Source organism: Enterobacter sp. A103 (genome assembly GCF_034427535.1).
Classification (GTDB): domain Bacteria; phylum Pseudomonadota; class Gammaproteobacteria; order Enterobacterales; family Enterobacteriaceae; genus Enterobacter; species Enterobacter asburiae_B.
This window is the reverse complement of the sequence record NZ_JAXQPQ010000009.1, coordinates 73,743-96,276: the sequence shown is the minus strand read 5'-3', so window position 1 is coordinate 96,276 and position 22,534 is coordinate 73,743. Positions and strand designations below refer to the sequence as shown.

Below are 22,534 nucleotides of genomic sequence, written 5' to 3'. Positions count from 1 at the left end.
CGGAATAACAACATCTTGTGGTGACAGATGAACAGTGGTTATCTGCATTTTCCGGAATTTGATCCGGTCATTTTCTCAGTAGGACCTGTTTCGCTTCACTGGTACGGTCTGATGTACCTGGTGGGCTTCATTTTTGCCATGTGGCTCGCTGGCCGTCGCGCCAGTCGTCCAGGCAGCGGCTGGACGAAAAACGAAGTTGAAAACCTGCTCTATGCGGGCTTCCTCGGCGTGTTCCTCGGTGGCCGTATTGGGTATGTGCTGTTCTATAACTTCCCGGTATTCCTGAACGATCCGCTCTATCTGTTCCGCGTGTGGGACGGCGGCATGTCCTTCCACGGCGGCCTGATTGGGGTGATCCTGGTGATGGTGATTTTTGCCAAACGCACCAAACGCAACTTCTTCCAGGTTTCAGATTTTATCGCACCGCTGATCCCGTTTGGGCTGGGCGCTGGCCGTCTGGGTAACTTTATCAACGGTGAGCTGTGGGGCCGCGTCGACCCGAGCGTGCCGTACACGATGCTCTTCCCGGGCTCTCGCGCAGAAGATATCGCGTTGCTGCCATCACACCCGGAGTGGCAGTCCATTTTCGATACCTACGGCGTTCTGCCGCGCCATATGTCTCAGCTTTATGAGCTGGCGCTGGAAGGCGTGGTGCTGTTTATCATCCTCAACCTGTTTATCCGCAAACCGCGTCCGATGGGCGCTGTCTCCGGCCTGTTCCTGATTGGCTACGGCGCATTCCGTATTATCGTCGAGTTCTTCCGTCAGCCAGACGCACAGTTTACCGGCGAATGGGTACAGTACATCAGCATGGGGCAGATCCTCTCCATTCCGATGATTGTCGCGGGTGCCATTATGATGATTTGGGCGTATCGTCGTCGTCCACAGCAACAAATTTCTTGAGGAACCATGAAACAGTATCTTGAATTGATGAAAAAAGTGCTCGACGAGGGCACGCCGAAAAACGACCGCACCGGCACCGGTACGCTCTCCATTTTTGGCCACCAGATGCGCTTCAACCTGCAAGAAGGCTTCCCACTGGTGACGACAAAGCGCTGCCATCTGCGCTCGATCATTCATGAACTGCTCTGGTTCCTGCAAGGCGATACCAACGTTGCGTATCTGCACGAAAATAACGTCTCAATCTGGGACGAATGGGCAGATGAAAATGGCAACCTGGGCCCGGTTTACGGCAAGCAGTGGCGCGCCTGGCCAACGCCTGATGGCCGCCATATTGACCAGATCACCACCGTGATGAACCAGCTGAAAAACGATCCGGACTCGCGCCGAATCATCGTTTCCGCCTGGAACGTCGGCGAACTGGATAAAATGGCGCTGGCACCTTGCCACGCGTTCTTCCAGTTCTATGTCGCTGACGGCAAGCTCTCCTGCCAGCTCTATCAGCGCTCCTGTGACGTGTTCCTCGGCCTGCCGTTTAACATTGCCAGCTATGCGCTGTTGGTCCACATGATGGCGCAGCAGTGCGATCTGGAAGTGGGCGATTTTGTCTGGACCGGTGGTGATACCCATCTTTACAGCAACCATATGGAACAGACGCATCTCCAGCTGACCCGCGAACCGCGTGCTCTGCCGAAGCTGATTATCAAACGCAAACCGGCATCAATCTTCGACTATCGCTTTGATGATTTCGAGATTGAGGGTTATGACCCGCATCCGGGCATCAAAGCGCCCGTCGCTATCTGATGCGATAAATCGTGACACAACCGGTGCTGTTTAGCGCCGGTTTTTTTTCGGCTTTATCCCGTTTCCCTAAGCGCTATCCAGAAAGCGTGCAACGCGCTGCAACACTCCTGATTCTCCGGATAACGCCTCGTAAAACGAGGATCCGTCGCTCGTCATGTTCACCGCGCTTCGCCACACTCCCGATATGAAAAAAGAGAACGGTTTTACGCTTATCGAAACGCTGGTCGCGATTTCACTTGTCGTTATCCTCAGCGCCTCAGGTCTTTACGGCTGGGACAGCTGGCAGCGGCAGCAGCGGCTGTGGCAAACCGCCAGTCAGGTACGAGATTACCTGCTGTTTCTGCGCAATCATGCCAACCGCTACAACCGCGACCATCAAATTACCCATCAGCGGATGGGAGGCATGGATTGTCTGCTGAGCTCTGCCGCGCAAGGCTGTGAGAAGGGCAATCCCTTTGTGCTGATACCACTCTGGCCTGAGGTCGCGATCGGCGAGGTAACGCCGTCGCTCGCGTTCTATGGATTAAAGGATACGGCATGGGCAGGGCGGATACGCGTTCAAAGTCGTGCAGGAGAATGGCTGATTATTGTCTCAAATGGAGGACGCATCAGGATGTGTAAGGTCTCTGCGGGAGGTTCATGTCGATGAAGCAGCGAGGTTTCTCACTGACTGAAGTTCTGATTGCCACGGCGATTAGCAGCCTCCTGCTGATAAGCGCATCGCGTTTTTTACCCGGCTTGCAGCGTGCGGTCTTAGCGCAATCCGGCCAGAGACAACTGGAGGAAGAGGTCTGGCACCACCTGTTCGCCCTGGGCAAACAGCTCCAGCGTGCGGGGTACTGCGCGGGAAACTGTCAGGGACAGGCGCTGGTGACAGCCAGGCAAGGAAGTTGCGTCATTGTGCGGTGGGATGCCAACAGTAACGGCAGCTGGGATAACAGCGCATCAGAAAATGACAGCACCGGTTTTCGACTGGAGTCTGGTGCGCTTGAAACCCAGCGTGGAGCGACCTCATGTGAAGGAAAAGGATGGGAAAAGCTCACGGACCCGGACAGGCTTACTATCGCGCATTTTGTGGTGAGGACAGTGGAACATGCCGGTTTTGCGCCAGAGGTGAATATCGAACTGGCGGCGATTCGTAAAGGCGAGAAGGGGGAGCCCTGGCAGGCGTTGTATACGGTCACGGGGTACAACCTGTGAATCGTCAACGCGGCATGTCTTCGCTGGCGATGGTTCTGCTTTTACTGGTGCTCGGTACCCTGATCCTCACCGGTCTCTATCAGCAGCTCACAACGTTTAGCGCGCTCGTCGGCGGTGAGAGCCGTTCGCTTCAGCAGCAGGCGACGGTGCAGTCCGCGCTTGAGTGGGGACGAGTTCAGAGCTGGTCGTCAGAGCCACAGGTTCAGTGCAAGAAGACTCCTGCGTGGCGAGCGTGTTTGCGCCAGCTGAGTGGGGCGCGTGTGCTGCTGATTGCCGGAGACAGCGACCTGCTGCTCTGGCGCTCAGGAGAGATTGTCGACGGGAACGTTCGCTTTTCGCCTCACGGCTGGAGTGATTTTTGTCCCCTTAAGGAGAGCGCGTTATGCCAGCTGCCGTGAACAGAGAAAAAGGGTTTAGCATGGTTGAGGTACTGCTGGCGATGATGCTGCTGGTGATCGTCGTGACGGCTTTGTCCGGTTATCATCGGGCGTTGGCGGCTCGGTTTACCCTGTTTAACCAGTATCGACAGCTCTGGCATCATGCCTGGAATCAGTCTCAGCTCTCAACAAATGTTCTCCCGGCTGGCTGGCAGGCCAGTCGGGGGCAGACAACGCACGCAGGATGTGTCAGCATCACGGTCACACTTATTTCTCCTCTGGGGCGGCGCGGTGAGATAACGCGCCTGCATTGCCCGGTTAGCCAGTAGTCGGGAGCGTCTATGTTAAGGGTCTACCACTCAAATCGTCTGGATGTGCTGGAAGCGCTGATGGAATTTATCGTTGAGCGCGAGCGGCTTGACGATCCTTTTGAGCCTGAAATGGTGCTGGTGCAGAGCACCGGTATGGCACAGTGGCTGCAAATGTCGCTTTCCCGTAAATTTGGCATAGCCGCAAATATTGATTTCCCGCTGCCCGCGAGCTTTATCTGGGAGATGTTTGTGCGCGTGTTGCCGGACATCCCGGAGCAGAGCGCCTTCAACAAGCAAGGCATGAGCTGGAAGCTCATGGCGCTGCTGCCGGAAATGCTGCAGCACGATGAATTCGCCATGCTGCGCCACTACCTCAATGATGATACCGATAAGCGCAAGCTGTTCCAGCTGGCGTCGCGCACCGCCGATCTCTACGATCAATACCTTGTTTACCGTTCTGACTGGTTAATTCGTTGGGAAGCGGGCGAGTTGGTTGAAGGGCTACCGGAGGCGCAAATATGGCAGGCACCGCTGTGGAAAGCGCTGGTAGAGCATACGGAGAAACTTGGGCAGCCTAAGTGGCACCGTGCCAACCTGTACGATCGGTTTATCTCCATACTCGAGAATGCGTCGGAGCGCCCGGCCCGACTGCCGTCACGCGTTTTTATCTGCGGGATATCCGCATTACCGCCTGTTTATCTGAAGGCGTTGAACGCGCTGGGTAAACATATTGATATTCATATTTTGTTCACCAACCCTTGCCGACAGTATTGGGGGGATATCCTCGACGAACGTTGGCTTGCGCGGCTGGTGACTCGCCAACGAAAGCGCCTTTTTGAAGAACGTTCCGTCCCGCTGTTTAAAGACGGCTCGACTGCCGGGCAGCTTTTTGATGAAGACGGTATCCAGAACCTGCCCAATCCACTGCTTGCCTCGTGGGGGAAGCTGGGGCGTGACTACATTCACATGCTTTCAGACATCACTTCATCAGGCGAAGGTGACGTGGATGCCTTTGTCGATATTGCCCCGGATAGCCTGCTGCATCATATTCAGCTGGATATCCTCGATCTGGAAAACCGTGCCGTGATGGGCGTGACGGCGAAAGAATTCGAACGCAGCGACAGCAAGCGCAAGCTGGATGCTGACGATCGCAGCATCACGATCCATGTTTGCCATAGCCCTCAGCGTGAGGTCGAAGTGCTTCACGACCAGTTGCTGGCGATGCTGCATGACGATCCCGAACTGACGCCACGCGATATTGTGGTGATGGTGGCGGATATCGACAGCTACAGTCCCTTCATTCAGGCCGTTTTTGGCAGTGCGACGGGCGAGCGATATCTGCCTTACGCTATCTCTGACCGTCGTGCCCGTCAGTCGCATCCGGCACTGCAGGCCTTTATCACTCTGCTTTCACTGCCGGATAGCCGCTTTATCTCCGAAGATGTCCTGGCGTTACTGGATGTTCCCGTGCTGGCTGCACGCTTCAACATCAATGAAGAGGGGCTGCGCTACCTTCGCCAGTGGGTGAATGAATCTGGCGTACGCTGGGGGATCGATGACGATAACGTTCAGGAGTTCGAACTTCCTCCAACCGGGCAGCACACGTGGCGTTTTGGCCTGACGCGTATGCTGCTGGGCTACGCCATGGAGAGCAGCCAGGGCGAGTGGAATGAGGTGCTGCCTTACGATGAGTCCAGCGGGTTAATTGCTGAACTGGTGGGGCATTTAGCGTCACTCCTGATGCAGCTTAACCGCTGGCGACACGAACTGATGCAGCCGCGTCCGCTTGAAGCGTGGCTCCCGGTTTGCAGGGCATTGCTTAATGATTTCTTCCTGCCAGACAGTGACACCGAAGCGGCAATGGCACTGATTGAAACGCAGTGGCAGGCGATCGTCGATGAAGGCGTGAATTCCCACTATCAGGATGCAATCCCACTGTCGCTGTTGAGGGATGAGCTAACGCAGCGGCTTGACCAGGAGCGAATCAGCCAGCGTTTCCTGGCAGGCCCCATCAATATCTGCACCCTGATGCCAATGCGTTCTATCCCGTTTAAAGTGGTCTGTCTGCTTGGCATGAACGACGGCGTTTATCCGCGCGCGCTGGCGCCGCTGGGGTTCGATTTGATGAGCGCAAATCCAAAGCGGGGCGACCGTAGCCGCCGCGATGATGACCGCTACCTCTTCCTTGAGGCGCTCATTTCCGCCCAGAGTAAGCTCTATATTAGCTATATCGGCCGTTCCATTCAGGACAACAGCGAGCGTTTTCCCTCCGTTCTGGTGCAGGAGCTGGTGGACTATATCGGCCAGAGTCACTATCTGACGGGGGATGAAGAGCGCAACTGCGATGAAAGCGAGATGAGGGTGAAAGCCCATATCACCTGTTTCCACAGCCGCATGCCGTTTGACCCGGTGAACTACACGCCCAGCGAGCGCCAGAGCTATGCGCAGGAGTGGCTACCGGCGGCGAAAAAGGAGGGGAGTGCGCATACCGATTTCATTCAGGAGCTTGACCCGCGCCCTGTCGATACCCTGACCTTCGAACAGCTTCAGCGGTTTTGGGCGCATCCGGTGCGCGCCTTCTTCCAGCAGCGATTGCAGGTCAACTTCCGTTCTGAAGAGAGTGAAATTCCTGATGCAGAGCCTTTTACGCTGGAAGGGCTGGAGCGCTACCAGTTAAACCTGCAGCTGTTGAATGCGCTGGTTGAAGAGGAAGATGCGGACAAACTTTACCGCCGCTACCGTGCTGCAGGACAGCTGCCCTATGGGGCGTTCGGAGAAATTGTGTGGGAGGCGCAGTGTCAGGAGATGACCGCCCTGGCAGAGCGCGTAAGAGCGTGCCGACAGCCAGGGAAAAGCATTGAAATCGATCTCAACTGCAATGGTGTACAGCTTACGGGCTGGTTAACCCAGGTTCAGCCGGACGGGCTGCTGCGCTGGCGGCCTTCTATACTGAGCGTTTCACAGGGTTTGCAACTCTGGCTGGAACATCTTGTCTACAGTGCGGATGGTCATAAAGGTGAAAGTCGGATTTTCGTGCGCAAAGAGGGCGAATGGCGCTTCCCGCCGATGGAGTCTGAGCAGGCGTTACGGTATCTGTCTTTGTACATTGAGGGCTACCGTCAGGGAATGAACAAACCGCTCCTGCTGTTGCCGGAAAGTGGCGGGGCCTGGATAAAAGCCTGTTATGACGCACAGAATGATGCGATGTTAACGGATGAGGCGTCACTGCAGAAAGCGCGCAGTAAATTTATGCAGGCCTACGAAGGAAACATGATGGTGCGGGGCGAAGGTGAAGATGTCTGGTATCAGCGCTTATGGCGAACGCTTGAGCCAGAGTACTTTGAGGCCATCACGGAAGAGGCGCAGCGCTACCTGCTGCCGTTGTTTAAATTTAATCAGTCCTGAGCGCTGTATAAAAATTGCGCAGTGTGGGGTGTTCAATTATGATGCACTTCTTATCACGGACTGATGTACCCAATAAAGAGATGTTGGCGTGTCCAGCACGCAATGTATTAATGATGTAGCCGTGATAAAGAGGTAGCACCTTGTTTAAAGCGTTTGTTTTGTTTTTCGCCCTCTGGGTACCTGTCACTCAGGCAGACTCCGGTTGGCAACCCGTTCAGGAAACTATTCGTAAAAGCGAAAAAGATACCCGTCAATATCAGGCTATTCGTCTTGATAACGGCATGACCGTGCTGCTGGTTTCCGATCCGCAGGCGGTGAAGTCCCTCTCGGCATTAGTGGTGCCGGTTGGATCGCTGGAAGATCCTGACGCGCATCCTGGGCTTGCACACTATCTGGAACATATGACGCTGATGGGGTCAAAAAAATACCCGCAGCCGGATAGCCTGTCCGAATTTTTGAAAATGCATGGCGGGAGCCACAATGCCAGTACGGCACCGTACCGCACGGCCTTTTATCTTGAAGTCGAAAATGATGCGCTGGAAGGCGCGGTCGATCGCCTTGCTGATTCCATCGCCGCCCCCCTGCTGGATAAAAAATATGCCGACCGTGAACGCAATGCCGTCAATGCTGAGTTGACCCTTGCCCGCACGCGAGACGGTATGCGCATGGCCCAGGTCAGCGCCGAAACCATCAACCCTGCGCACCCGGGTTCGCGCTTCTCCGGCGGTAACCTTGAGACGTTAAGCGACAAACCGAACAGCCCGGTGCTTGATGCCCTGCACGCGTTTCGCGATAAATACTACTCCGCCAACCTGATGAAAGCGGTCATCTACAGCAATAAACCGTTGCCAGAACTGGCAGGCATGGCGGCTAAAACGTTTGGCCGGGTGCCGAATAAAAATATCGACCTGCCGCAGATAGACGTACCGGTGGTCACGGATGCGCAAAAGGGCATCGTGATCCACTACGTGCCTGCGCTGCCGCGCAAAGTGCTGCGCGTGGAATTCCGCATCGATAACAACACCGCACAGTTTCGCAGTAAAACCGATGAGCTGGTGACCTATCTGATAGGTAACCGTAGCCCGGGTACGCTTTCTGACTGGCTGCAAAAACAGGGGCTGGTGGAAGGTATTCGCGCCGACTCCGATCCGGTTGTGAACGGCAATAGCGGCGTGCTGGCGATCTCCGCCACCCTGACCGACAAGGGCCTGGCAAACCGTGACGAAGTGGTGGCGGCGATCTTCAGCTACCTCTCTTTACTGCGTGAGAAAGGCGTCGATAAGCGCTACTTTGATGAGCTCGCCCACGTGCTGGATCTCGATTTCCGTTACCCGTCCATTACCCGCGATATGGATTACGTTGAGTGGCTGGCGGATACCATGATCCGCGTGCCGGTGGAACACACCCTCGATGCGGTCAATATTGCCGACCGCTATGATGCCGATGCGGTAAAAGCCCGCCTGGCGATGATGACGCCGGAGAATGCCCGCATCTGGTACATCAGCCCGAACGAACCGCATAACAAGACGGCGTATTTTGTCGATGCTCCTTATCAGGTGGACAAAATCAGCGCGCAGACCTTCGCCGACTGGCAGAAGAAGGCCGGGGAGATTGCGTTGAAGCTGCCGGAGCTGAACCCCTATATTCCGGATGACTTCTCGCTGACCAAAACGACTAAAGATTACCCGCACCCGGCGCTCATCGTTGATGAACCGACGCTGCGCGTGGTGTACACCCCCAGCCGCTACTTCGCAAGCGAGCCAAAGGCCGATGTCAGCGTGGTGCTGCGTAACCCGAAAGCGATGAACAGCGCTAAAAATCAGGTGATGTTCGCGCTCAATGACTATCTCGCCGGGATTGCGCTCGATCAGCTCAGCAACCAGGCGGCCGTGGGCGGGATCAGCTTCTCCACCAACGCCAACAACGGTTTGATGCTCAATGCAAACGGCTATACCCAGCGTTTGCCTCAGCTATTCCAGGCACTGCTGGAGGGCTATTTCAGCTATACGCCAACGGAAGAGCAGCTTGAACAGGCTAAATCGTGGTATGCGCAGATGATGGATTCTGCGGAGAAGGGCAAAGCTTACGATATGGCGCTTATGCCGGCGCAAATGCTGTCGCAAGTTCCTTATTTCCAGCGAGAGGATCGCCGCGCGCTGTTGCCTTCGATCACCTTAAAAGACGTGCTGGTTTACCGTGATGCGCTGAAAACCAACACGCGTCCGGAGTTCCTGATCGTCGGCAACATGAGTGAGGATCAGGCCAAAACCCTGGCAGAGAATGTACGCACTCAGCTCGGTTCGAAAGGCGACGAGTGGTGCCGCAACCAGGACGTGCTGGTTGAGAAAATACAGAATGTGATTTTTGAAAAGGCGGGTAACAGCACGGATTCCGCGCTGGCCGCGGTATTTGTGCCAACGGGCTACGATGAATTCGCCAGCTCAGCGCAGAGTGCCGTACTGGGGCAAATTATTCAGCCGTGGTTCTACAACCAGTTACGCACAGAGGAGCAGCTTGGCTACGCGGTGTTTGCCTTCTCCATGAACGTAGGCCGACAGTGGGGGCTGGGTTTCCTGCTGCAAAGCAGCGATAAACAGCCGGCGTATCTCTGGAAGCGTTACCAGGCCTTCTTCCCGCAGGTGGAAGCGAAACTGCGCGCCATGAAGCCGGAAGAGTTTGCGCAGATCCAGCAGGCCGTCATCGCACAGGTGATGCAGCCGCCGCAGACGCTGGGTGAAGAAGCCTCGCAGCTGAGCAAAGATTTCGATCGCGGTAATCTGAAATTTGATTCGCGTGATAAAGTAGTGGCCGAGATAAAACAGCTGACGCCGCAGAAGGTTGCCGACTTCTTCCATCAGGCGGTCATTAAGCCGCAGGGAATCACCATCCTGTCTCAGGTTTCCGGTAGCCAGAACGGGAAAACGGAGTACGTGAACCCGAAAGGCTGGAAAGTCTGGAAGAGCGTCAGCGCGCTGCAGCAATCTATGCCCTGGAGTAAGAAAGAATGACCGATACCGCTGAGTCCCTTGATCCCTTACGTTTACCTCTGCAGGGTGAACGATTGATTGAAGCCTCAGCGGGAACGGGAAAAACCTTCACCATTGCCGCTCTGTACCTGCGTCTGCTGCTGGGGCTTGGCGGCAACGCCGCTTTTCCACGTCCTTTGAGCGTGGAGGAACTGCTGGTGGTGACCTTCACCGAGGCTGCCACCGCTGAGCTGCGGGGCCGTATTCGCAGCAATATCCACGAGCTGCGCATCGCCTGTCTGCGTCAGAGCACGGATAACCCTCTCTACGCGAGCCTTCTGGAAGAAATTGCCGATAAGCAACAGGCAGCCCAGTGGCTATTGCTCGCTGAACGGCAGATGGATGAAGCGTCCGTCTTCACCATTCACGGTTTTTGCCAGCGTATGCTGAGCCTGAATGCGTTTGAATCCGGGATGCTGTTTGAACAGCAGCTCATTGAAGATGAATCCGTGCTTCGCTATCAGGCCTGCGCGGATTTCTGGCGTCGCCACTGCTACCCGTTACAGCGCGATATCGCCGAAGCGGTTCATGCGCTGTGGAAGGGTCCGGAGGCGCTGCTGCGCGCTATCGATCGTTATCTGCAGGGTGAAGCGCCGGTCATAAAATCCCCGCCGCCAGCGGATGAAACCCTGGCCTCACGGCATGAAAAAATCATCGCGAGAATTGCCGACATCAAGCAAAAATGGATTGAGTCCGTTGGCGAGATTGACGCAATCATCGAAAATTCCGGGATTGACCGACGCAAGTTTAACCGTGGCAATCAGGGAAAATGGATCGACAAGATCAGCGCCTGGGCGCAGGAGGAGACGCGAGGCTACCAGCTCCCGGATGCGCTGGAGAAATTCTCCCAACGTTTCCTGGCTGAGCGGACCAAAGCCGACGGCATTGTGCCTGAGCATCCTCTGTTTGTGGCGATTGAAACCCTGCTGGCTGAGCCCTTAACGCTCAACGATCTGATGATTACCCGCGCCATGACGGAAATTCGCGACGCCGTCGCGCGTGAGAAACGCCGCCGGGGTGAACTGGGGTTTGACGATATGCTGAGCCGCCTCGATGCTGCGCTGTGCAGTGAAAATGGCGAAGCGCTTGCCGCCGCGATCCGCACCCGATTCCCGGTGGCGATGATTGACGAATTTCAGGATACCGACCCTCAGCAATACCGCATTTTCCGCCGTATCTGGCGCCAGCAGCCCGGTACCGCGCTGTTGTTAATCGGCGATCCGAAACAGGCCATCTACGCCTTCCGCGGTGCGGATATTTTCACCTACATGAAAGCCCGCAGCGAGGTTGACGCGCACTATACGCTCGACACCAACTGGCGCTCCTCTCCCGGCATGGTGGAAAGCGTCAACGCGCTCTTCAGCCGCATGGATACGGCGTTTATGTTCCGGGAGATCCCGTTTCAGCCGGTAAAGTTCGCCGAGAAAAATGCCTCGTTGCGCTTTGAGTTCAACGGCGAGACGCAGCCTGCCATGAACTTCTGGCTACTGGACGGGGAAGGCTGCGGCGTTGCCGACTATCAAAATGCCATGGCCCAGTACTGTGCCGCGCAAATCCGCGACTGGCTCAGTGCGGGCGCGCACGGTAAAGCGCTGCTGTGGAAGGGGGATAAACCAACCCCGGTAAAGGCATCCGATATCACGGTGCTGGTGCGCAGCCGTCAGGAGGCCGCGCTCATCCGCGATGCCCTGACGTTACTGAATATTCCCTCCGTCTATCTCTCAAACCGCGACAGCGTCTTTGAAACGCTGGAAGCGCAGGAGATGCTATGGCTGCTGCAGGCCGTGCTGGCCCCGGAGCGGGAAAGCACGCTGCGTAGCGCATTAGCGAGCGCGATGCTCGGGCTGAACGCGCGGGATATTGATGCGCTCAACAATGACGAAGCCGCTTGGGATGCCGTAGTAGAAGAGTTTGTTCACTACCGCGAAAAATGGCAGAAGCGTGGAGTCATGGCGATGGTGCGTGAGCTCATGGCGCAGCGCCACATTGCGGAGAATATGCTGGCGACAGCAGGCGGCGAGCGCCGTTTGACCGATATTTTACATATCAGCGAACTGCTGCAGGAAGCCGGTACGCAGCTGGAGAGCGAACACGCCCTGGTACGCTGGCTGGCGCAGCAGATTGCCGATCCGAACAGTAATTCGTCCAGCCAGCAGATGCGACTAGAGAGTGATAAACATCTGGTGCAGATCGTCACCATTCACAAGTCGAAAGGCCTGGAATATCCGCTGGTCTGGCTGCCGTTTATCGCCAATTATCGCGTGCAGGATCAGGCCTTTTACCACGATCGCGAGTCTTTTGAGGCGGTGCTCGATCTCAGCAACGCGGAGTCCAGCGTTGAGCTGGCCGAAGCCGAGCGTCTGGCGGAAGACCTGCGCCTGCTTTACGTGGCGCTGACCCGTTCGGTCTGGCACTGCAGCCTGGGCGTTGCGCCGCTGTTCCGTCGCCGTGGCGAAAAGAGCGGGGAGAGTGATTTTCATCTGAGCGCGCTGGGGCGGCTTATTCAGCACGGCGAACCCAAAGATGCGGTGGGCCTGCGCCAGTGCATCGAATCGCTTTGCACGGAGCATGTTGCCCTGCATATTCCGTCGCAGCCCGACAACAGCCGCTGGCAGATGCCGGAGCTGCGTGAGTCAGCGCTCCATGCCCGCCAGGTTGTACGTACCATTGCCGACGACTGGCGCGTCACCAGCTACTCCGGTTTACAGCAGCACGGGCAGAGTATTGCGCAGGATCTGATGCCAAAACTGGACGTGGATGCCGCAGGAGCCGGTAGCGTACCCGCTGAGCCGGTGCTCACGCCGCACCAGTTCCCGCGCGGCGCCTCGCCGGGTACGTTTTTGCACAGCCTGTTTGAAGAGCTGGATTTTACCCAGCCGGTTTCCGAAGAGTGGGTGCTGAAAATGTTACAGAGTGGCGGCTACGACGCGCAGTGGCAGCCGGTTCTCACCGACTGGATCCGCGCGGTACTGCACGCGCCGCTCACGACGCAGGGGATCTCGCTGAACCAGTTGACTGCCAAAGATAAGCAGGTGGAGATGGAGTTTTATCTCCCCATCGCCAGCCCGCTCAGGGCCGAGGCGCTTGATGCGCTGATCCGCGAGTACGATCCGTTATCCGCCGGGTGCCCGACGCTGAATTTCCGCCAGGTGCAGGGGATGCTTAAAGGCTTTATCGACCTGGTTTTCCGCCACGAAGGGCGCTACTACCTGCTGGATTACAAATCGAACTGGCTGGGTGAAAGCAGCGAAGCCTACACCCAGGACGCGATGGCCTCGGCAATGCAAATGCATCGCTACGATCTGCAGTACCAGCTTTACACCCTTGCGCTGCACCGTTACCTGCGCCATCGCATGGCCGATTACCGCTACGAAGATCATTTTGGTGGCGTCATTTACCTGTTCCTGCGCGGAGTGGATGCTAACGACCCGCGTTCCGGCGTCTTTAGCACGCGTCCGGCTGCGGAACTGATTGAAAAAATGGATAACCTGTTTGCTGCAAGCACGGAGGAGGTGGCATGACGATGCAGGCGCTACTGCTGGACGCGGTTGAACAACGGTTACTGCGTCACCTGGATGTGCAGTTCGCCATGATGGTGGCAGGCGAGGAGCCTGCCGTCATGCTGGCCGCAGCCATTCTGAGCAAAGACGCGGGGGAAGGGCACGTATGTCTGCCGCTGTCGCGTCTGGCGGTGGATGAGAAAATGCCTCCGGCTTTACAGGCGTGTTTCGCGCTGCTGGGTGACGAAGTGGACTGGCAGGGGATATTACTCGGCTCGCCTGCCGTGAGCGGAGCCGATACCGGGACGCCGATGATCCTTGTCGGCGAGCGTTTGTATCTTAACCGGCTGTGGCGTAACGAACTGACGGTAGCGCGCTTCTTCAGCGAGACCAACGCCCCGCTTCCCTGCGATGAAGCGCAGCTCCGGCAAACGCTGGATACGCTGTTTACCTCTGACGACGAGACAAACTGGCAGAAAGTGGCGGCAGCCGTGGCCTTAACCCGACGGATCTCGGTGATTTCTGGTGGCCCGGGCACCGGGAAAACGACCACTGTGGCAAAACTGCTTGCCGCGCTGATTCAGTTATCGGGTGAGCAAAAGTGCCGTATTCGCCTGGCGGCCCCCACCGGTAAAGCGGCGGCACGTCTGACGGAGTCGTTAGGCGGCGCGCTGCAAAAACTGCCGCTAACCGGGGATCAGCTTGCGCTTTTCCCCAATGAGGCGAGCACGCTGCACCGTTTGCTTGGCGCACAGCCGGGTAGCCAGCGTCTGCGCTATCATGCCGGTAACCCACTGCACCTTGACGTGCTGGTCGTGGATGAAGCGTCGATGATTGACCTGACGATGATGTCGCGTTTGATCGATGCGCTGCCGCCGCACGCGCGCGTCATTTTCCTCGGCGACCGCGACCAGCTTGCCTCCGTTGAGGCCGGGGCCGTATTGGGGGATATCTGCACCTATGCCAGCCTGGGATATACCGCGGAACGCGCGCAGGAGTTAGCCCGTCTCACCGGATGTTCGCTCACGTCTGAAAACCATTCGCTTGCAGGGGCGCTGCGCGACAGCCTGTGTCTGCTGCAAAAAAGCTACCGTTTCGGCAGCGACTCCGGCATCGGCCAGCTTGCGGCGGCGGTGAACCGGGGCGACCGGCGCACCACCACAGCGGTATTTGACGGTACCTTTACGGATATTGAGAAAAAATCGCTGCAAAACGGGGAAGAGTATCAGGCGATGCTGGACGATGCCCAGCAGGGGTACCAGCACTTTCTGACGGGCGTACAACAGCAAAGTACGCCGGAGCAGGTCATTGCCGCGTTTGGCGAATACCAGCTGCTTTGTGCGCTGAGGGAAGGCCCCTTTGGCGTCCGGGGTCTGAACGACAGGCTGGAACAGCTGCTGGCGCAAAAACGCAAAATTAACCGTACCCAGCACTCGCGCTGGTATGAAGGGCGACCGGTGATGATCTCCCGCAACGACAGCGCGCTGGGATTGTTTAACGGGGATATCGGGATTGCGCTCGACTGCGGCCAGGGCCTGCGCGTCTGGTTCCAGATGCCGGACGGGAGCGTGAAGTCCTTCCAGCCCAGCCGTTTGCCCGAGCATGAAACCGCCTGGGCGATGACGGTGCATAAATCCCAGGGCTCCGAGTTTAACCATGCGGCGCTGATCCTGCCCACGCAGCTTTCACCCGTCATTACCCGCGAGCTGATCTATACCGCCATTACGCGCGCGCGTCAGCGTCTGTCGCTGTATGCCGATGAACGGGTGCTGGTGCAGGCGATCGCCACCCGAACGGAACGCCGAAGCGGGCTGGGCGCGATATTTGAGTCACTCTGAACAACAACGCCAGACATCCAGGCCGGGTACGCGCAGCGCGACCCGGCAAGCGTTGTATTATCCCAGGTCAGCCATCAGCACCTTTGAACGACGCTGATAGTTGTACATCTCTTTCTTCGTTTCCGGCAGAGAATCGATATCCACCGGCGTGAATCCGCGTTCCTGGAACCAGTGAATGCTGCGCGTCGTCAGGACGAACAGCTTGCTCAGTCCCATCTGGCGCGCCTGTGCCGCCACGCGTTCAAGCAGCATTTCGCCGCGTGAAGAGCTACGGTAATCAGGATGCACCGCCACGCAGGCCATTTCACCGATCTTCTCTTCCGGGAACGGATAGAGCGCGGCGCAGGCAATGGTCAGGTTATCGCGCTGAATAATGGTGAATTTATCGATCTCCATCTCCAGCTGTTCGCGTGAGCGACGTACCAGAATGCCCTGCTGTTCCAGCGGGCGGATCAGCTCCAGAATGCCGCCGATATCATTGATGGTGGCGCGGCGGATCTGCTCCGCACTCTCCATCACAATCTGTGTACCAATACCGTCGCGGGAGAACAGCTCCTGCAGCAGGGCCCCGTCTTCCTGATAGCTGATCAGGTGGCTGCGGCGCACGCCGCTGCGGCAGGCCTTCACGGCGCCACGCAGGAAGCGGACGGTGCCGGAGTGGTAATCACCTTCGGCTTCCAGCGCCTCCACGCGAGCCTGGGCTTCATTCGGGAAGAGTTCCGGTACGATTGTTCCTTCACCGTCCACGACGCCCTGGGAGGAGCAGAACCCAATCATTTTTTCCGCCTTCAGCTTGATTGCCAGCTGCGTGGCGATCTCTTCTGACGTCAGGTTAAAGCTTTCGCCGGTCACGGAAACGGCGACCGGGCCCATCAGCACGATGGCACCGCTGTCCAGCTGGCGGTGAATAGCTTCTTCATCAATACGACGAATACGGCCGCTGTGGCAGTAATCCACGCCATCGTCCACGCCGAGCGGCTGGGCAATGATAAAGTTGCCGCTCACGACGTTGATATGCGCGCCCTGCAGCGGCGTATTGTTCAGGCTCATGGAGAGACGCGCGGTAATATCCAGCTGCAGCAGACCCGCCGCCTGTTTCACCAGCTCCAGGGTTTTGGCATCGGTGACGCGGGTATGTTTATGGTAAATCGGCTCGTGGTGGTGAGCGGCCAGGTTGGCGTCGATCTGCGGACGCGCGCCATAAACCACCACCAGGCGGATCCCGAGGCTGTGCAGCAGGCCAATGTCATTGACGATGCTGGAAAAATTTTCATGCTCAATGGCTTCGCCGCCAAGCATGATGACAAACGTTTTTCCCCGATGGGCGTTGATATAGGGAACAGAATGGCGGAATCCCTGGACCAGTTCGGTTCTACGTTCCTTCACCATGGCACAACCCTTAATGAATGTTTATTCGTAATTTCTGTATTTTTATTCGATTGTGGCCGCGTGTGCAAGCGCAAATTTTCCGCGACCCACAGAAATTGGTAAGTAATCCGTGCGTTAGCGTATGATTGTTTACCCTTTTATAGATGACAGTTTATGCGTCATTCGTTAAAGTTTTCGGTCAATTTGGACATTTTGTATATCAGTCAGTGTTCTTGCTCGGGAGAAGCATGTCGGGATCCAATTCAGCAATAAGCCGCCGCCGTTTGTTAAAAGGGGCCGGGGCAATGTGGTTGCTTAGCGTCAGTCAGGTCGGTCTTGCCGCCACGAGTCAGGTGGTGGCGGTGCGCGTCTGGCCGTCGTCGACCTATACGCGCGTGACGGTCGAATCCAATCGCGTGCTGAAATATAAGCAATTTGCCCTCAGCAACCCGGAACGCGTGGTGGTGGATCTCGAAGGCGTTAACCTCAACTCCGTGCTGAAAGGGATGGCGGCGCAGATCCGCGGCGACGATCCGTTTATTAAATCGGCGCGCGTCGGGCAGTTTGATCCGCAAACCGTGCGCATGGTGTTTGAGCTTAAACAGAACGTTAAGCCGCAGCTGTTCGCCCTGGCGCCCGTCGCGACGTTTAAAGAGCGCCTGGTGATGGATCTCTACCCGGCCAACGCAACGGATATCCAGGATCCGCTTCTCGCTCTGCTGGAAGACTACAACAAGGGCGATCTTCAGCGTCAGGTGCCGCCTGCGCAAAGCGGTCCGCAGCCCGGAAAAGCAGGGCGCGATCGTCCGATTGTGATCATGCTCGATCCCGGCCACGGCGGCGAAGACTCCGGCGCGGTGGGTAAATACCGCACGCGTGAAAAAGACGTGGTGCTGCAAATTGCACGTCGCCTGAAGGCGTTGATTGATAAAGAAGGCAATATGCGCGCCTATATGACGCGCAATGAAGATATCTTTATTCCGCTGAAGGTCCGGGTGGCGAAAGCGCAGAAGCAGCGCGCCGATTTGTTCGTGTCGATCCATGCGGATGCCTTTACCAGCCGCCAGCCAAGCGGCTCGTCGGTGTTTGCGCTCTCAACCAAAGGCGCGACCAGTACCGCAGCAAGATTCCTGGCAGACAGCCAGAACGCCTCTGACCTGATTGGTGGCGTGAGCAAAAGCGGCGACCGCTACGTCGACCACACTATGTTCGATATGGTGCAGTCGCTGACCATTAACGACAGTCTGAAGTTTGGTAAAGCGGTGCTGGGCAAGCTGGGGAACATCAATAAGCTGCATAAAAACAGCGTTGAACAGGCCGGGTTTGCGGTACTCAAGGCACCGGATATCCCGTCCATCCTGGTCGAAACCGCGTTTATCAGTAACGTCGAAGAGGAGCGTAAGCTCAAGACGGCAAAATTCCAGCAGGAGGTTGCGGAGTCGATTCTGGCGGGGATACGGGCGTATTTCTCTGACGGGGCGACGCTGGCGCGACGCGGATAATGCTTTCAGCCGGGTAAACGCCCGGCAAATTCACAAACGACAGATACAAAAAAACACCCTTGAGGGTGTTTATTGTTTTCAGAAGTGTTGGTTGCGGGGGCCGGATTTGAACCGACGACCTTCGGGTTATGAGCCCGACGAGCTACCAGGCTGCTCCACCCCGCGTCCGTCTTTCTACTCGTGTAGAAACTTACTTCTTCAAATTTGATTGGTTGCGGGGGCAGGCTTTGAACCGACGACCTTCGGGGTATGAGCCCGACGAGCTCCCAGGCTGCTCCACCCCGCGTCCGTCTTTCTACCGTCGTAGAAGATACTTCATCAAATTTTAATTGGTTGCGGGGGCCGGATTTGAACCGACGACCTTCGGGTTATGAGCCCGACGAGCTACCAGGCTGCTCCACCCCGCGTCCGTGGATGCGCACTATACTCGGATAGGTTTGTGATGCAACCCCTTTTTCACATAAATCATGATTTTGTATGCAAATTGAACGACATGGCTCTGTTCGGACTATTTTTTGCGCAAAATTTGCCAAAGGGCATGCGATCGCATTTCATTAGCCCTGGCGGTTTGTTATCTTCATCACGCGGAAATGGGCAACTTAAAGACGAGATATAATGAAAGGACGTTGGGCGAAGTATCTGATGGCGGGCGCAATGGTAGCGATTCTTGCGGCCTGTTCTTCCAAACCGACCGATCGCGGTCAACAGTATAAAGACGGGAAGTTATCCCAGCCTTTCTCTTTAGTTAATCAGCCTGATGCTGTCGGCGCACCGATTAATGCCGGTGATTTCTCCGAGCAGGTCTACCAGATCCGCAACGCGTCGCCGCGTCTGTATAGCTCACAGAACAATGTTTATAGCGCGGTCCAGGACTGGCTTAAAGCAGGCGGCGATACGCGCAACATGCGCCAGTTTGGTATCGACGCCTGGCAGATGGAAGGGGCCGATAACTACGGCAACGTCCAGTTTACCGGTTACTACACCCCGGTTATCCAGGCACGACACTCGCGTCAGGGCGAGTTCCAGTATCCTATCTATCGTATGCCGCCAAAACGCGGTCGTCTGCCGTCTCGCGCTGAGATCTACGCCGGTGCGCTGAGCGAAAACTATGTTCTGGCCTACAGCAACTCCCTGATGGATAACTTCATCATGGACGTTCAGGGCAGCGGCTACATTGATTTTGGCGACGGGTCGCCGCTTAACTTCTTCAGCTATTCCGGTAAAAACGGCCACGCCTATCGCAGCATCGGTAAAGTGCTGATCGACCGCGGCGAAGTGAAGAAAGAAGATATGTCGATGCAGGCGATCCGCGAGTGGGGCGAGAAACACAGCGAAGCCGAGGTTCGCGAGCTGCTGGAGCAGAACCCGTCGTTCGTCTTCTTCAAACCGCAAAACTTCGCGCCGGTGAAAGGGGCGAGTGCGGTTCCCCTGATTGGCCGCGCGTCGGTAGCATCGGATCGTTCGATTATTCCTGCAGGCACCACGCTGCTGGCTGAAGTCCCTCTTCTGGACAATAACGGTAAGTTCAACGGCCAGTATGAGCTGCGTCTGATGGTGGCGCTGGACGTTGGCGGGGCGATTAAAGGCCAGCACTTTGACATCTATCAGGGCATTGGCCCTGACGCAGGCCATCGCGCGGGCTGGTATAACCACTACGGACGCGTGTGGGTACTGAAGGCAGCTCCGGGAGCTGGAAACGTATTCAGCGGCTGATTGTGGTATTCTGAGCACAATACGGATTACTGTTCAGGGTGAGGAAAACCTCACCCTTTTTACATTTGAGGTTTTATGTCTGTGGTAATCAGCGACGCCTGGCGCCAGCGTTTTGGCGGGACGGCACGTTTATATGGTGAAAAAGCCCTGCAGCTGTTTGCGGATGCGCACGTCTGCGTCGTGGGCATTGGTGGTGTGGGGTCGTGGGCGGCAGAAGCGCTGGCGAGAACCGGTATTGGCGCAATCACGCTGATTGACATGGATGACGTTTGCGTCACCAACACCAACCGTCAAATCCACGCCCTGCGCGATAACGTCGGCCTGGCGAAGTCTGAGGTCATGGCGGATCGTATTCGCCTGATAAACCCGGAATGTCGGGTCACGGTGATTGATGATTTTGTGACGGCAGATAACGTCGCGGAGTACATGAGCAAAGGCTACAGCTATGTGATTGACGCCATCGACAGCGTGCGGCCAAAAGCGGCGTTGATCGCTTACTGCCGTCGGTACAAGGTGCCGCTGGTCACGACGGGCGGTGCGGGCGGGCAAATCGATCCGACGCAGATCCAGGTGACCGACCTGGCGAAAACGATCCAGGATCCGCTGGCGGCCAAGCTGCGCGAGCGCCTGAAGAGCGATTTTAACGTGGTGAAGAACAGCAAAGGCAAGCTCGGTGTCGACTGCGTGTTCTCGACCGAAGCGCTGGTCTACCCGCAGGCGGATGGCTCAGTCTGCGCGATGAAAAGCACGGCGGAAGGGCCAAAACGAATGGACTGCGCCTCAGGTTTTGGTGCGGCCACCATGGTGACCGCCTCCTTCGGCTTTGTTGCGGTGTCTCACGCCCTCAAGAAAATGATGGCGAAGGCGGAACGTCAGGCCTGAGCCTGACGTGCGGCATCCAGTACCGCGTCGCTGAGCGCGATCAACCCCTGACCGCGCGAGGCGCTGAGCTGCGCGCGCAGCCCAAGCTCATCAAATAACACCAGCGGCGAATGTGCCAGCAATTCCGCCGCGCTTTTCCCTTCCACAGCGGTCAGCAATACGGCCAGCAGGCCCCGGACGATGCGGCCTTCGCTGTCGCCGAAGAAGTGCAGCTTCTCGCCGGAAACGCTAACCCCCAGCCAGACGCGGTTTTCACAGCCTGCGATCTCTTTCGCCTGCGCTTTAAGATCGTCTGAAAGGGCCGGGAGCTGTTTACCCAGCAGGATCAGCTGTCGATATTTATCTTCCCACTGCTGGAGCGGGGCGAAGGTCTGTCTTAAGGTCTCTTCTGTGATGACGGTGCCAAACGGATGTCCGGCTAAAGCAGCGCTAGTCATTAATCCACCAGTATTTCAAGTGCGCGGTCAACGGCGGCAACCAGCGCGTCGACATCGCTTTGGGTATTGTACGGCGCAAACGAGGCGCGCAGCGTACCGTTAACGCCAAGCGCCGCCAGCAGCGGCTGGGCGCAGTGCTGTCCGGCACGCAGGGCAATGCCGTATCCGGCCAGCAACGTCACCATGTCGCTATGGTGAACGCCCGCAAAATCAAAGGCGAGCAGGCTTGAGTCCTGAACGCGGAACGAGCGGAAACCCGGGCGCTTTTTGAGCTCTTCCTCTGCCAGCGTCGCCAGCCCCCGGCTCCAGCTTTCAGCCTGAACGATGTCTGTTTCTGCCAGCCACTCCAGCGCCGCGCTTAAGCCAATCACCCCCGCCACGTTCGGCGTACCCGCTTCCAGACGATAGGGAACATCCTGAGTTTTGAAGCCATCGAACGACACTTCGGTAATCATTTTGCCGCCACCGAGCCACGGCGTCATTTTTGCCAGCAGTTCTGGCTTGCCGTACAGCGCCCCGATACCGGTTGGACCGTAGAGCTTATGTCCTGAGAAGGCATAGAAGTCGATATCAAGCGCCTGCACATCAGCGGGGAAGTGCACCACGCCCTGAGCGCCGTCGACCATCACCACCATCCCGCTGGCATGGGCGATGCGAATAGCCTGAGCCAGGTCCGGGCAACCACCCGTGACGTTCGACATCTGTCCGAGCGCCAGAATGCGGCTGCGAGGGGTAATCAGTTCGGGGAGACGGGCTACGTCGGGCAGAAGGTCTGCACCCAGTGGGAGTTTCACCACGCGCGCACCCGTTTGCTCCGCCACCATCAGCCATGGCACCAGGTTGGCGTGATGTTCCGCCTCGCTGACGACGATCTCATCGCCCGGCTGAAGCAGCGGGCGCGCGTAGCACTGGGCCACCATATTGATGGCTTCGGTCGTGCCGCGCGTCCAGACGATGTTTTTCCCGCTTTCGGCATTGATCAGGCGAGCGACCTGATCGCGTGCGGCTTCGTAGCGCGCGGTTAATCGCTGCGCTTCGGCAAACTGGCTGCGATGCACGTTCCCGGCGCTCAGGCTGTAGAACTGCTGCGTGGCCTCAATCACCGCCTGTGGCTTAAGGGCGGTGGCGGCGCTATCCAGGTAAATACCGGCATCGGCCAGGGCCGGAAACTGTGCGCGGAACTGCGCAGGACTGAAAGCGTTCATGGGATTCCTCATTTCAATATAGCGATCGTCGCGCAATTTCAGCGGCAGGGCAAGGAGGTTGATATC

The 22,534-nt window shown here is 57.1% G+C and carries 16 protein-coding genes and 3 tRNA genes; 13 read left to right on the top strand and 6 right to left on the bottom strand.

Annotated features, from left to right (window positions below; all coding sequences use genetic code 11):
- Positions 1–27 precede the first annotated feature (27 nt).
- The 10 genes from lgt to recD all read left to right on the top strand — a co-directional run bounded on the left by lgt (position 28) and on the right by recD (position 15,361).
- Positions 28–903, top strand: coding sequence for a prolipoprotein diacylglyceryl transferase (lgt, locus tag SPH27_RS19235; protein ID WP_023309046.1), 876 nt, complete (start codon positions 28–30; stop codon positions 901–903).
- 6 nt (positions 904–909) lie between these two features.
- Positions 910–1,704, top strand: a complete 795-nt coding sequence (gene thyA / locus SPH27_RS19230) for a thymidylate synthase (protein ID WP_014885081.1) — start codon at positions 910–912, stop codon at positions 1,702–1,704.
- A 184-nt stretch (positions 1,705–1,888) separates the two neighbouring features.
- On the top strand, positions 1,889–2,353 hold the full coding sequence (locus SPH27_RS19225; protein ID WP_048979875.1) for a prepilin peptidase-dependent protein: 465 nt from the start codon (positions 1,889–1,891) through the stop codon (positions 2,351–2,353).
- Positions 2,344–2,904: a prepilin peptidase-dependent protein gene (locus SPH27_RS19220; RefSeq protein WP_048979865.1), complete on the top strand. Its 561-nt coding sequence runs from the start codon at positions 2,344–2,346 to the stop codon at positions 2,902–2,904. The genes SPH27_RS19225 and SPH27_RS19220 overlap by 10 nt, the downstream gene beginning before the upstream one ends.
- A complete protein-coding gene (locus tag SPH27_RS19215; RefSeq protein WP_048979866.1) occupies positions 2,901–3,302 on the top strand; it encodes a DUF2509 family protein in 402 nt (133 codons plus the stop codon). The genes SPH27_RS19220 and SPH27_RS19215 overlap by 4 nt, the downstream gene beginning before the upstream one ends.
- A complete protein-coding gene (locus SPH27_RS19210) occupies positions 3,287–3,610 on the top strand; it encodes a prepilin-type N-terminal cleavage/methylation domain-containing protein (RefSeq protein ID WP_023309042.1) in 324 nt (107 codons plus the stop codon). Before SPH27_RS19215 ends, SPH27_RS19210 begins: the two co-directional genes overlap by 16 nt.
- Positions 3,611–3,622: 12 nt before the next feature.
- A complete protein-coding gene (gene recC / locus SPH27_RS19205; protein ID WP_048979867.1) occupies positions 3,623–6,997 on the top strand; it encodes an exodeoxyribonuclease V subunit gamma in 3,375 nt (1,124 codons plus the stop codon).
- Between the two features lie 140 nt (positions 6,998–7,137).
- Complete coding sequence (gene ptrA, locus SPH27_RS19200; protein WP_048979868.1) at positions 7,138–10,005, top strand: pitrilysin; 2,868 nt, start codon at positions 7,138–7,140, stop codon at positions 10,003–10,005.
- Positions 10,002–13,544 carry an exodeoxyribonuclease V subunit beta gene (gene recB / locus SPH27_RS19195; RefSeq protein WP_182071547.1) on the top strand — a complete coding sequence of 1,181 codons (3,543 nt, stop codon included), beginning with the start codon at positions 10,002–10,004 and terminating at the stop codon, positions 13,542–13,544. The genes ptrA and recB overlap by 4 nt, the downstream gene beginning before the upstream one ends.
- Entirely contained in the window at positions 13,541–15,361 is a 1,821-nt protein-coding gene (recD, locus tag SPH27_RS19190; RefSeq protein WP_182071548.1) for an exodeoxyribonuclease V subunit alpha, read from the top strand. The genes recB and recD overlap by 4 nt, the downstream gene beginning before the upstream one ends.
- Positions 15,362–15,418: 57 nt before the next feature.
- Here the strand turns inward: recD and argA are convergent, their stop codons facing one another.
- Entirely contained in the window at positions 15,419–16,750 is a 1,332-nt protein-coding gene (gene argA / locus SPH27_RS19185; RefSeq protein WP_039263334.1) for an amino-acid N-acetyltransferase, read from the bottom strand.
- 227 nt (positions 16,751–16,977) lie between these two features.
- Here argA and amiC point away from each other — a divergent pair, with 227 nt between their 5' ends.
- Entirely contained in the window at positions 16,978–18,231 is a 1,254-nt protein-coding gene (amiC, locus tag SPH27_RS19180; protein ID WP_029740496.1) for an N-acetylmuramoyl-L-alanine amidase AmiC, read from the top strand.
- Positions 18,232–18,319: 88 nt separating this feature from the next.
- Here amiC and SPH27_RS19175 read toward each other — a convergent pair.
- The 3 genes from SPH27_RS19175 to SPH27_RS19165 all read right to left on the bottom strand — a co-directional run bounded on the left by SPH27_RS19175 (position 18,320) and on the right by SPH27_RS19165 (position 18,638).
- Positions 18,320–18,396, bottom strand: a tRNA-Met gene (locus SPH27_RS19175).
- A 44-nt stretch (positions 18,397–18,440) separates the two neighbouring features.
- A tRNA-Met gene (locus SPH27_RS19170) sits at positions 18,441–18,517 on the bottom strand.
- Between the two features lie 44 nt (positions 18,518–18,561).
- Positions 18,562–18,638 (bottom strand) — tRNA-Met (locus SPH27_RS19165).
- A gap of 208 nt (positions 18,639–18,846) precedes the next feature.
- Between SPH27_RS19165 and mltA the strand changes: the two genes are divergently transcribed.
- Both mltA and tcdA read left to right on the top strand, forming a co-directional pair.
- Complete coding sequence (gene mltA / locus SPH27_RS19160; protein WP_048979242.1) at positions 18,847–19,944, top strand: murein transglycosylase A; 1,098 nt, start codon at positions 18,847–18,849, stop codon at positions 19,942–19,944.
- Between the two features lie 75 nt (positions 19,945–20,019).
- On the top strand, positions 20,020–20,826 hold the full coding sequence (gene tcdA, locus SPH27_RS19155) for a tRNA cyclic N6-threonylcarbamoyladenosine(37) synthase TcdA (RefSeq protein ID WP_182071549.1): 807 nt from the start codon (positions 20,020–20,022) through the stop codon (positions 20,824–20,826).
- Here tcdA and csdE read toward each other — a convergent pair.
- Positions 20,817–21,263, bottom strand: coding sequence for a cysteine desulfurase sulfur acceptor subunit CsdE (gene csdE, locus SPH27_RS19150; protein ID WP_096151044.1), 447 nt, complete (start codon positions 21,261–21,263; stop codon positions 20,817–20,819). The genes tcdA and csdE overlap by 10 nt on opposite strands.
- Entirely contained in the window at positions 21,263–22,468 is a 1,206-nt protein-coding gene (gene csdA, locus SPH27_RS19145; protein ID WP_047743884.1) for a cysteine desulfurase CsdA, read from the bottom strand. Before csdA ends, csdE begins: the two co-directional genes overlap by 1 nt.
- Positions 22,469–22,534 lie beyond the last annotated feature (66 nt).